Source organism: Burkholderia cepacia ATCC 25416 (assembly GCF_001411495.1).
In the GTDB taxonomy this organism is placed as follows: Bacteria; Pseudomonadota; Gammaproteobacteria; order Burkholderiales; family Burkholderiaceae; genus Burkholderia; species Burkholderia cepacia.
In genome coordinates this window covers 481,994-494,395 of the sequence record NZ_CP012981.1, presented here as the reverse complement: position 1 = coordinate 494,395, position 12,402 = coordinate 481,994, and the positions used below count along the sequence as shown (strand labels likewise).

Genomic DNA, 12,402 nt, shown 5'->3' with positions numbered 1-12,402 from the left:
AGGTGGCCGGGGCAGTCTGGCTCGGTCGCGGATAGGACCAAGGTAACCCACGGATATGGTGGGGGCCAGGTCGGGGGAAAGCGCTATTTTCAGATTCGTCCAATAGACGGGGATCTCGCAATAGTTAATCGTTGCCGCTGGGCGTTCAGCGAGCAGCTTAACTATGGCTATCCAATCTGACCTGCGCTTTACCTTCACCGCGGGCAACGAATCATTCGAGGTCGTCGAGTTCACCCTGCACGAGGGCCTGTCCGAGACCTTTCTCTTGCAGGTTGAATTGGCCAGCGCGAATCCCGCCATCGACTTTGGCGAGGTGCTCGATCGTAACGGCCTGCTCACGATTTGGCAGGGCGGGCAGCCGGTGCGTTACGTGCATGGCGCCATCTCGTCGTTTGTTCAGCGTGATACGGGATTTCGACGCACTCGCTATTCCGCGGTGGTCGAGCCGCGCCTGGCGTGCTTGAAGCTGTCCTCCGACTGGCGCATTTTCCAGACCCTGAGCGTGCCGGAGATCGCCACGGCCGTGCTCAAGGCACACCATCAAACGCTGGACTACGAGCAGCGTGTCACCAACGAGCATCTGGCGCGCGAGTATTGCGTGCAGGCAGGCGACACCGACTACGATTTCATCGAACGTATCTTGCGCGAGGAAGGCTTCTTCTACGCCTTCCAGCACAAGGCCGACGGTTATCGGTTGATCCACTGCGATCGGCTGTTTATCTTCGGTCGTCAGCAGGGCGAGCCGGTGATCTACAACCCCACGCCCGGCGGCGACCAGCCGCAGCCTTGCCTGCGCACCTTCGCCTATACGGAGAACGTGCGTACGGCGCGCCAAGTGCAGCGCGACTACACGTTCAAGAGTCCACGCTATCCGCACGAGTACCCGCGCGAGGGGACGGACCTCGATCATCAGGGCCGTGGCTACGCGCGCTACGACTACCCGGGCCGCTACAAGCATGAAGCCAGCGGCAAGGCCTTCACGCAGGACCGCCTGCGTGGTCACCGTCGCGATGCGCGAGTCGCGCGGGTTACCGGCGATGATGCGCGCCTGCAACCCGGCATCGCGTTCGACCTCACCGGCCACCCGCGCGAGGACATGAACCGCGGCTGGCGCCCGGTGAGCATCGTGCATCACGGCGTGCAGACCACCAGCCAGGCGGAGGAGGGCGCTGACGCGCAGCAGGGCACGCACTACCGCTACGACGCGGTGCTGGTGCCCGACGATGCCGAGTGGCGCGCCGAGCCGCTGCCGCGCCCGCGCATCGACGGCCCGCAGCCGGCGACCGTGGTCGGCCCCGAAGGCGAAGAGATTTACACGGACGAGTACGGCCGGGTAAAGGTGCAGTTCCCGTGGGATCGCGAAGGCAAGCACGACGAGCACAGCTCGTGCTGGATCCAGGTCGCGCAGAACTGGGCCGGCGCGACCTGGGGCCACATGGCGATCCCACGTATCGGGCAGGAAGTGATCGTGGTCAACCTGGATGGCGATCCGGACCAGCCTCTCATCATCGGGCGGGCGTACAACCGGCTGCAGTTGCCGCCGTACGAGCTGCCGCGGCACAAGACGCGGATGACGATCAAGAGCCAGACGCACAAGGGCGAGGGCTACAACGAACTGCGCTTCGAGGACGAGAAGGATCAAGAGGAAATCTACGTCCACGCGCAGAAGGACCAGAACATCCACGTCAATCACGACGAAACCACGTTCGTCGGCAACGACCGCAGCGAGCAGGTGGAACACGACGAAACCATCGCCATCGGTAACGACCGCAAGGAGACGGTCGGCCATGACGAGCAGGTCACCATCGGGCAGGACCGTCGCCACGACATCGGGCAGGACGACTTCCTGAGCATTGGTCGCAACCACACGATCCACACGGGCAAGGACCGTACCGAGGAAGTCGGCAACCATCGTCGCGACAAGACGGCGGCTAACCACACGATGGATATCGGCGGACATCTGACGCAGCGCGTGCAGGGGCGTGCCGAGTTGGAGGCGGGGCAGGCCATTCGGCATCGCACCAAGGTCGTTGAGTTGCAAGCCGGCGAGGTAATCCGCCTGCGCGGCCCCGGCGGCACGATCACGCTGGACGACTGCGGCATCACCCTCGACGCCGTGGCGATACGGTTCAAGGGCCCGCTGACAGGCGACAGCATTGGTCGTGGCAATCGCTTCGGCATCGACGGCAACCTGCTGCCGGGCGAGCCCACCGATCCGACTGACCTGCCGCTCTCCGAGTAACCTCCAGGAACCCACCTATGCTCATCAGCTTTCCTTTCTTGCGCGTGCCCAAACCGCGGACCGCCGACGACCAGAACGACGGGACATTCGGCCTGGGGGAAAAGAGCGGCAAAGGCGCCTTCCCCGTCAGTCACCAGTTCGGCTGGCACGGTGGCGTGCATCTAGAGGCGCCGGGCGGCGACGCGAATCCGGAGCCGGTGCGTGCTATCGCCGATGGCGAAATCGTGTACGCGCGCCCCAGCGCCCCTAAACCGAAGACCACGCCCACCGGCGAAGAACGCGACGCCAACCCTCTTTACTACTACGCCGGCTGGACCAGCAACGGCGTCGTCATCCTCAAGCACCGAACCGAAATCGGCGAGGGTGTCGAGGTGGTGTTCTATTCGATCTACCAGCACCTGAGCGCTGTGGCGAAGGCGGACTGGAAGAGCGGAGACAAGGTGTATCGCAAGGACCCCATCGGCAAGGCCGGCGACATCTATGGCAAGTCCAACCGTATCCACTTCGAAATCGTCGCAGACAAAGCGAACGTGGAGCGGTTAATGGGGCGTAGCGAAGGCGACCTGGAGGTCGCCGAGGGGCGGCGCAGCTGTGTCTGGGGCGACATGCACATCGTGGTTCCCGCCGGCGCGCCCCTGTACTCGGTCAATCCTCGTACCGAAATCCGGAAATATGTGGTGCGGGCCTTCAACTCCACCGTGGGTGCGGCTAACGACACGCTCGAAAGCGTCGCGCAACGCTTCCGCACAACGCCGGCGCGCATTCTCGCGCTCAATGGCAAGACAGAGGCGCAGGCCGGCACGTGGTGGCCGAAAGTCACCGGCGCATACCAAGTTGCGATGGCGTCAGCCACGAAGCCGCTCCCACTACCCACGGACGCGCAACGCACTATCCGGATACCTGCGGTCTACGGGGGCGCGGCCGCGACGCCACCCGATGACCTGACCGCCGAGGTGTGGGCGCAGTGGACCGTGCGACCGATCGGCCGAACAAAGGAAGCACTGATCGTTACCCTAAGCGAGGCGCGCGGCGATATTACCGTGACCACGCGTGATATCGGCGGCGCGCGCAGGGGGACCGAATCTGAGGCCAAAGGGGGCTACAACCTTTACAAGACTGCGGTGGACACCTACCCGGGATGCCCCAGCGCCGGCTACGAGATGCTGCGCTTCGGACGCATCCTTGGGCCCGACGCGCCTGCTGCCTCGGACCTGCACGAGGGCCGCCTGCCGCACTTCCGCAAGATCGCCCTCGACGGGAACGCGACCGCCTTCGTCGACCTCAACTGCGCGGGTGTCAAGGTGTACAGCGACGCCGACTTTCCCCACTGGCAGGGCTGGACCTTTATCGATGACGATACCGACGGCAATAGCCGCTGCGACTCGACGCAATTGCTCGAACTGATCGAGCCCCGCTCCCCAACGCAGCACCCCGTCCCGGACTCGCCTGGCTCCGGCGAAGTGGCGCAAGGCGCTGCCCCCGCCATCGACGCCGCTACCGAATATCGTGGTCGACTGATTCGCGCCTACGCTAAAGCGCAGACCGGCGAAATGCGCGAGCGCTTGAGCTACTGCGTGGTCAAGATGCCCTCCGAGTGGGCGCGCGATGACTTCGACAAGCGCTGGGACTGGCTGAAAGGTGTCGAAGGGCAGAACCCGATCGCCAATATCCTGTTCCCGGTGTGTCTGGGCGACCCGGCGTATGAAAGGCTCAAGCGCCATCACCATGCCTTGGCGTTTTGGGAGGACGCGGTGGCGAAAGGGCTGACACTCGAGAAGGAGCACTATCACGTTCATCCGATGAAGTTTATCGACGTTTTCAAGAAATGCGGGTGGCTTTGTAAAACTGAGCTGGCAAGAGCATTGCCGAATGCAAGAAGCGCTGACGTTGACCGCTTTCTGATCCCGATAAATTTCTGCATGCGGAAGTATCTAGGGGAAAGTCCCATCCGTAGAAGTCATTTCATAGGGCAAATGGCGCACGAAACTGGCAGCCTGTCAGGCACGATGGCTGAGAAAGGAAATTCCTCTGCAAGTCGCCAATACGAAACGGATGCTGATTATTTCCGTGGGCCAGATGGTTATTTGAAATTTTTGGCCAGTCAAGGCTATGAAAAAATAAATAATGACTTGGGTAATGAGTACTCCCCAAGCGGGACTGGCGATGGAATTAAATTTCGAGGGCGAGGCAGCCTGCAAATTACCGGGCGGGCGAACTATGCCAGCTACTGGGTTTACCGTGGTTGGTTGCACGCCACATCGTTTGACGCGAGTTGGTGGAGTGTCAATGGTTGGTGGAGCACTCCGAGGCTATCAACAATACGCCCGGCCGTGATAAATAATCCGCAGAGGATTTCGGCCCGCCAATCGGGAAATGAATACAACCCCATCGATGTTGGTGGGATGTTCTGGATGGGTAAAAAGATTAGCCCTGCATGTGATCCTGAAAGCCCCGATACAATCTCTGCGGTGACTTCAGATGCCGTGTCCATGAAGATCAATCGCTACGATATCCCTACGTTCCCGGCAAGGCGAGCACGGGTTGAGACGGCAAAGAAGGTTATTTGCGATGCACTTCAGTGATGCGGAGAATTTGTTGCGAATTGGGATGTGTCTATGAAGGCTAAATTGACTGCTCTGCAAGTATCTTTCATTGTTATTTTTTTGTCATTTATATTTTCTACCCCATCGTCTGCATCTGAGAGGTGTGTTTATAGCGATCTGAAGGAGGTTCGCATAGAAACATCGGTGGGTGCTGTATCTACGGTGAAGGTTGAGTATTGTGGTAGCGATGATGGAGGTCGCGTCTCTATTAGCATGCTTACCGGGAAAAATAGGCAGAACTATAAATTTATTGTCGAAAATCGGGCTTACTCTATAAGTATTGATTCTGATATTGAATTAAAAGATGATGGTGGGCGCGGCCTTGGAGTGGCAAATGGTGGTGGACGGTCGGGTGACGGTATGTGGTATTGGGTTTTTGATCGGAAGAAAAGATTGTACCGATACATTGGTGAGGCGCCAAGGCTTTATCGTTCTAAAACAAAATGCGGTGGAATATTTTCAATAGAAAGCGGTAGTGGGGACGTGCAATCGATGCGTTATAGTTATCAGGTAAAAAACGATAGATTGATCTTGCTTGGTGCTATGGGGTTCATTCCAATCGATGATGTATATGAAATATCTTTAATGACCTGTACTCCTGACTCCCGTTGTAACGAGGTTGACAGGCTAAAAGATGTCTCCCCGGAGAAAGCGCAGAGGTACATGAATGGGACAGAGGATTGCGACCAAGAACGAGGCCCGGGAAACTAACTTGACCTCGTTCCTGACTTCAAGTTGATCGAACCCAAGCAAACCATGGCCGCCTATGGGAGGCTCTTTGGCGGTAAATCGTTCATAAGGGGTTTTGGTAAATAATTTGTTGATCATTTGAGAATATTAATTAAAGATTCGCGATACGGTTCTACTGCTGATGACGTTTATCAGGTCATGGGTTGCGCATGGGATGATTCCCCATCGATAAGGTGGCGAAAGCAATTTTATGTGAGCGATTTCTCATCGGTATCGCAGGGAAGATACCCATCCTGAAGGGTAGGCTGACGCAGTAAATGGTTTGCACGCCAAATTTTCATCGAGTTTGTACGCGATCTCTTGGAAGGCGAAATTTCATGGGAAGCTCAGGTCGTTGTATTGGCTAATGAGGACGAATTCGACGAGGTGATGGGTTTTATTAATAAATATGTGCGCTCAATTAGAGTGCGCATGTCGAGGTTGGAGGGGGCATCGCGACGAATAAAATATCCTTTTGTTTGGTAGGTGTCAGTGCCATGTCATGCCACTAAATGGGTGGTTGAGGGGGCTCTGAGTAAACTTCGAAAGGCGGCGTTTTCTTGCATTTCCAATGGTTTTATCAATTTGAAAAACTCTCGAAATCTATAGCTTGCGGCCAGCGGTCCCAAGAACGGCGCTTTTCCACAGATCTATGTTCTGGCTGTGCTAGAGGGGGGGCGAGCCGCCAAGGAAAATCCAGTCGAATTGCCCAAGGTCTTCGCCTTAGACAGGGTGGGCAATGCGTGATGGCAAGTCAAACTGACTAGCGGCGGTACCACAGACCTGGGGCAATTTGTTGATCGCACCGGGCGATCGTATGGTCTTCTTACCAACGAGCAGAGATTCGATGCAAGGGCGAACGCAGATGCACTCGTTAGGCGCACGTTGGATAACATGAAAATGGTTAAATCTCGCTATTCGGGACGAGAGCTGTATTTGATGATGTACGCTGTTCACCACGACGGACCGGGGTTAAGCTTGGGTGGGCGTCAAATCTCAGAAAGAGATGTGATGCCGTATTCTGACTTGTTCTTAGGTAATATATGTAAAGACATCGTGGAGTAAGTCGTGACTGTCCTTTTGAGATGGAGTGTGCTTGTCGCTGTTATATTTTATGCTTCCGCAGTGACCGCGGGGGAGGTTTATCACACTGTGGAAGATGATGGGATGACAAATCAAAATCATGATCTGATGAGGGAGGTTGCTGCTCATAGATCATTTTCTGTATACAAATCTTTAGGTTGCCGTTTAGTAGGTGAGCCCATCAATTTGGATGACAAGGGAAAAGCATTTCTATTCACCACGAAGGATGCATGCGGATGGGGAGCTGCTCTTGGACCCATGTGGATCGTGCACTCGAGAAACGGTCATGCTGGCAAAGTGGTTTTGGACGCAGGGGGCTACTCTGTCGAGGGCAAGTCTAGTGTCTCGCATGGAATGCGAGACGTAGAAATCCGATGGGGTAACGCGGGGTTTATAGCGGCCCAAAGTTACCGCTTTGACGGTGTGCGATACAGATCTGTCGGCCCCGCGAGAAAGCTCACCCCGTCGGGGGGCCTCCGATAAGGGAAACAAGGATGGAGGTGGAATCGAGTCGCGAGTGCGCTGCGTTCGTGCGACAGGAGTTTTATGCGCAGACGGGCCTGCTGGCGGGCGAGGCCGTGCAGCACTGATTAATCAGAAGAATGCGCCAATCCGTCCGAATCCCCGGACGGATATTTTCCGGAAATCCGGAAAGCCGGATTTCCTTGCCTGCCGCATTATGAGAAATACAATGAAAACAACGGTTTGAGGGGTTACGGAAACCTGGCATCGACCTTGCGATATAAAGCGCACGGCCAACCCCCCGGCCGAACTACTACAGCAAGCAAGGAGACAATCGATGACCACTGCCTTCCTCCCCCTCCGGACGTCCTGAGGCATCGCTTGTTGCGGCACGGCAGCCGCGCGGGCGATTTGTTTCCCCTGACATTCGTCCGCGCGTGTGACGCCGTTTCCATCGGCTCATCTACTTCAGCAGGAACCATCGTGAAGAAGAAACCCTTCTACAAAGTGCTCTATGTGCAGGTGATCTTCGCCATCATCGTCGGCGTGATCCTCGGCCATTTCTACCCGTCGATCGCCACCGACATGAAGCCGCTCGGCGACGGCTTCATCAAGCTGATCAAGATGGTCATCGGCCCGATCATCTTCTGTACGGTCGTCACCGGCATCGCCGGCATGGAGGACATGAAGAAGGTGGGCCGCGTCGGCGGCAAGGCACTCCTGTACTTCGAGATCGTGTCGACCTTCGCGCTGGTGCTCGGCCTCGCGGCCACGCACATCCTGCGTCCGGGCGTCGGCTTCAACATCGATCCGGCGACGCTCGACGGCAAGGCCGTCGCGTCGTACGCGGCGAAGGCGCACGGGCAGTCGACGGTCGACTTCCTGATGCACATCATCCCGAACACGATGGTCGATGCGTTCGCGCAGGGCGAGATCCTGCAGATCCTGCTGATCGCACTGCTGTTCGGCAGCGTGCTCGCGCACCTCGGCGAGCGCGGCAAGGTCGTCACCGACTTCATCGACGGGCTCACGCGCGTGCTGTTCGGCATCGTGCACATCGTCACGAAGCTGGCACCGATCGGCGCGTTCGGCGCGATGGCGTTCACGATCGGCAAGTACGGCGTCGGCTCGCTGGTGCCGCTGCTCAAGCTGATCGGCACGTTCTACCTGACGTCGGTCGTGTTCGTGCTCGTCGTGCTCGGCACGATCGCTCGTGTCACGGGCTTCTCGATCATCCGCTTCGTGTCCTACATCAAGGAAGAGCTGCTGATCGTGCTCGGCACGAGCTCGTCGGAAGCCGCGCTGCCGCAGCTGATGAAAAAGCTCGAGAAGGCCGGCTGCTCGCGTTCGGTCGTCGGCCTCGTCGTGCCGACCGGCTATTCGTTCAACCTCGACGGCACCAACATCTACATGACGATGGCCGTGCTGTTCATCGCGCAGGCGACCAACATCGAACTGACGTGGATGCAGCAGCTCACGCTGCTCGCGGTCGCGATGCTGACGTCGAAGGGCGCGAGCGGCGTCACCGGCGCGGGCTTCATCACGCTCGCCGCGACGCTCGCCGTCGTGCCGACGATCCCGCTGTCGGGCATGGTGCTGATCCTCGGCATCGACCGCTTCATGAGCGAATGCCGTGCGCTGACCAACATCGTCGGCAACGGCGTCGCGACGGTCGTCGTGTCGGCATGGGAGAAGGAACTCGACCGCAACAAGCTGCGCCAGGCGCTGAAGGGCGGCGGCGAAGTCACGCCGACCGAGACGGCCGGCGTCTGACGTCATGAAGGAGCAGGCGGCGGCATCGCCCGTGGGCGGTGCGGCCCGCGGCGGCCAGGGCGGGCAGGTGGAGGCCTATGACACAATAGGCGATCCGCATCGCCAGGAAGCCTCGACCGTGACGCGCCGCCTGCTCATTCTCGTCGTGCTTGCCGCCGCGCTCGCCGCGGCGTGCACGCTGACGTGGACGATCACCTGGCGGCGCGGCGTCGCAGAGTTGCAGCGCAACGCCGCGGTGCGCGTCGACCGCACCACCAACGCGCTCAAGAGCACGCTCGACCGCTACGAATCGCTGCCTTATCTGCTCGGCAGCCATCCGTACGTGCAGGACCTGCTCGCCGAGCCGAAGCGCACCGACTACACCGCACGCGTCAACCGCTATCTCGAAGACCTCAACGAACACGCGCACGCGACCGTCACCTACGTGATCGGCGCGGACGGCCTGTGTGTCGCCGCCAGCAACTGGCGCGCACCCGACAGCTTCGTCGGGATCGAATACCGCTTCCGCCCGTATTTCCTCGATGCGATGAACGGCCAGGTCGGCCGCTTCTTCGGGATCGGCACGATCTCGCGCGATCCCGGCTACTACATCTCGCAGCCCGTGTGGCGCGACGGCAGGATCGCGGGCGTCGTCGTCGTGAAGCTCAACCTCGAGTGGTTCCAGGGCGCCGATGCGTCCGAACCGCTCGTCGTCGCGGACGACCACGGCGTCGTGTTCCTGTCGTCGGTGCCCGCCTGGAAGTACCACACGCTGCGGCCGCTCACGGGGCCCGTCGCCGCATCGATCTACGAGACGCGCCAGTACGCGCAGCAGCCCGTCACGCCGTTGCCGCTGCGCATCGAGCAGGTGCTGGGCCCCGATGCGGAGATCGTGCGTCTCGGCGCGGGCCTGCGCGCGCCGCGCTACCTCGCGAGCAAGCGCCGGATCGGCGAGCCCGACTGGCTGCTCGTCACGCTGGCGCCGATCGCGCCCGTCGACGCCGACGCGCGCAACGCGACGATCGTCACGGGCTTCGGCTTCGTGTCGGTCGCGCTGCTCGCGTTCTACTGGCGGATGCGCCGCGCGCGCGTGCGCGAAATGATTCGCGGCCGCGCGCTGCTGCAGCAGGCTTACGCGGAGTTGAACCGGCGCGTCGAAGAGCGCACGGCCGACCTGTCGGAAGCGAACGAGCAACTGCAGAAGGAGGTCGGCGACCGGATCCGCGCGGAACAGGAACTGCGCGCCGCGCACGACGAACTGATCCAGGCGAGCAAGCTCGCCGCGCTTGGCCAGATGGCGGCCGGCATCACGCACGAACTGAACCAGCCGCTCGCGGCGCTGCGCAGTTTCTCGGACAACACGCGTGTGCTGCTCGATCGCGGCGAGCAGGCAGCTGCGCGCGAGAACCTCGAGGCGATCGCCGCGCTCACGGAGCGGATGGGCAAGATCACGAACCAGCTGAAGCTGTTCGTCGGCCGCGCGAAGCCGCGCAACGAGCAGGCGCTCGTCGTGCGCGCGCTGCGCAGCGTGCTGTCGTTGCTCGACGAGCGCCTGCGCGGCGTTGCGCTCACGCTGACGTTGCAGGATGCGACCGTGTCGCCCGCGCACGATGCGCCGCTCGACCTGGCGCGCGACTATCCCGAGCTCGTCGCGCGCTGCGAGGACCTGCGCCTCGAACAGGTGCTGATCAACCTGCTCGGCAACGCGCTCGACGCGGTCGCCGGCGTGGCGGCGCCGGCGATCGAGGTGACGATCGGGGTGTCGGCGGCGACGCTCGCGATCGAGGTGCGCGACAACGGCTGCGGCATTGCGCCCGACCTGCTGCCGCGCCTGTTCGAGCCGTTCTTCACGACCAAGGAAATGGGGCGCGGGCTGGGGCTCGGGCTCGCGATCTCGTCGTCGATCGCGAGCGACGCGGGCGGGGCGCTGACCGCGCGCAACGCGCCGTCGGGCGGCGCGCTGTTCGTCTTGACGCTGCGGCGCGCCCGCACGCATCATCCGGACTCCGTGTCCGAGCCGGCGGGCTCGCGCTAGGCGCGCCATGCCGCCCGCCCGATCGGTGCACGATCGGTATCAACGCCGCCGCGCGCGCTGCCGCCGCGCGGCCGTCAGGAGCAAGTGAGTACGATGGCCAACCGCCTGCAAGTGATCTATATCGAAGACGATGCGCTCGTTCGCCGGGCAAGCGTGCAGAGCCTTCAGCTGGCGGGGTTCGACGTCGCCGGCTTCGAGTCGGCCGAGGCAGCCGAGAAGGCGATCGTCGCGGATACCGCCGGCGCGATCGTCAGCGACATCCGGCTGCCCGGCGCGAGCGGGCTCGACGTGCTCGCGCAGTGCCGCGAGCGCGTGCCCGACGTGCCCGTGATTCTCGTCACGGGGCACGGCGACATCTCGATGGCCGTGCAGGCGATGCGCGACGGCGCGTACGACTTCATCGAAAAACCGTTCGCGGCCGAGCGCCTGATCGAGACGGTGCGCCGTGCGCTCGAGCGGCGCGAGCTCGTGCTCGAGAACCACGCGCTGCGGCGCGAGCTGGCCGGGCAGAACGTGGTCGCGCCGCGCATCATCGGCCGCAGCCCCGCGATCGAGCAGGTGCGCAAGCTGATCGCGAACGTCGCGCCGACCGACGCGTCGGTGCTGATCAACGGCGACACGGGTGCCGGCAAGGAGCTGATCGCGCGCAGCCTGCACGAACTGTCGCCGCGTCGCGACAAGCCGTTCATCGCGGTGAACTGCGGCGCGCTGCCCGAGCCGATGTTCGAATCGGAGATGTTCGGCTACGAGCCCGGCGCGTTCACCGGCGCCGCGAAGCGCCGGGTCGGCAAGCTCGAGTACGCATCCGGCGGCACCTTGTTCCTCGATGAAATCGAAAGCATGCCGCTCGCGCTGCAGGTGAAGCTGCTGCGCGTGCTGCAGGACGGCGTGCTGGAGCGCCTCGGCTCGAACCAGCCGATCCGCGTGAACTGCCGCGTCGTCGCGGCCGCGAAGGGCGACATGAGCGAGCTCGTCGCGGCCGGCACGTTCCGGCGCGACCTGCTGTACCGGCTCAACGTCGTGACGATCGCGCTGCCGCCGCTTGCCGAGCGCCGCGAGGACATCGTGCCGCTGTTCGAGCACTTCATGCTCGATGCGGCCGTGCGTTACGCGCGGCCGGCGCCGGTGCTGACCGACCGGCAGCGCGCGAGCCTGATGCAGCGCGACTGGCCCGGCAACGTGCGCGAGCTGCGCAACGCGGCCGACCGCTTCGTGCTCGGCGTGGCCGACATGCCGCAGGAGACGGGCGCGAACGGCGGCGACGCCGACAACGAGCAGACGCTGAAGGAGCGCATCGAGCAATTCGAGCGTGCGGTGATCGCCGAGGCGCTGAACCAGACGGGCGGCGCGGTTGCCGCGACGGCCGACCGGCTGCATGTCGGCAAGGCGACGCTGTACGAGAAGATGAAACGCTACGGGCTGTCGGCGAAAGGCGAAACCGAGCGCTGAAAAGCGAACGGACCGCAGAACCGGGTTGCCCGGTCGTGCGGTCCGTC

Annotated in this window: 6 protein-coding genes; all 6 read left to right on the top strand. The window is 61.6% G+C overall.

Annotation, left to right across the window (positions count from 1 at the left end; genetic code table 11):
• The first annotated feature begins 163 nt into the window (after positions 1-163).
• Entirely contained in the window at positions 164-2,242 is a 2,079-nt protein-coding gene (locus tag APZ15_RS02255) for a type VI secretion system Vgr family protein (protein WP_027789041.1), read from the top strand.
• A gap of 17 nt (positions 2,243-2,259) precedes the next feature.
• A complete protein-coding gene (locus tag APZ15_RS42070) occupies positions 2,260-4,824 on the top strand; it encodes a peptidoglycan DD-metalloendopeptidase family protein (protein ID WP_027789042.1) in 2,565 nt (854 codons plus the stop codon).
• A 33-nt stretch (positions 4,825-4,857) separates the two neighbouring features.
• A complete protein-coding gene (locus tag APZ15_RS40655; protein ID WP_136473099.1) occupies positions 4,858-5,556 on the top strand; it encodes a hypothetical protein in 699 nt (232 codons plus the stop codon).
• 2,046 nt (positions 5,557-7,602) lie between these two features.
• Positions 7,603-8,892, top strand: coding sequence for a dicarboxylate/amino acid:cation symporter (locus APZ15_RS02245; protein WP_027789043.1), 1,290 nt, complete (start codon positions 7,603-7,605; stop codon positions 8,890-8,892).
• A gap of 4 nt (positions 8,893-8,896) precedes the next feature.
• Positions 8,897-10,906 (top strand): sensor histidine kinase, encoded by a 2,010-nt coding sequence (locus APZ15_RS02240; RefSeq protein ID WP_027789044.1) that lies wholly within the window; start codon positions 8,897-8,899, stop codon positions 10,904-10,906.
• 93 nt (positions 10,907-10,999) lie between these two features.
• Positions 11,000-12,355, top strand: a complete 1,356-nt coding sequence (locus APZ15_RS02235; protein WP_027789045.1) for a sigma-54-dependent transcriptional regulator — start codon at positions 11,000-11,002, stop codon at positions 12,353-12,355.
• Positions 12,356-12,402 lie beyond the last annotated feature (47 nt).

Coding starts and splice junctions, on each gene's coding strand:
- APZ15_RS40655 (WP_136473099.1), top strand. CDS start 4,858: ATGAAGGCTAAATTGACTGCTCTGCAAGTATCTTTCATTGTTATTTTT.
- APZ15_RS02240 (WP_027789044.1), top strand. CDS start 8,897: ATGAAGGAGCAGGCGGCGGCATCGCCCGTGGGCGGTGCGGCCCGCGGC.
- APZ15_RS42070 (WP_027789042.1), top strand. CDS start 2,260: ATGCTCATCAGCTTTCCTTTCTTGCGCGTGCCCAAACCGCGGACCGCC.
- APZ15_RS02255 (WP_027789041.1), top strand. CDS start 164: ATGGCTATCCAATCTGACCTGCGCTTTACCTTCACCGCGGGCAACGAA.
- APZ15_RS02235 (WP_027789045.1), top strand. CDS start 11,000: ATGGCCAACCGCCTGCAAGTGATCTATATCGAAGACGATGCGCTCGTT.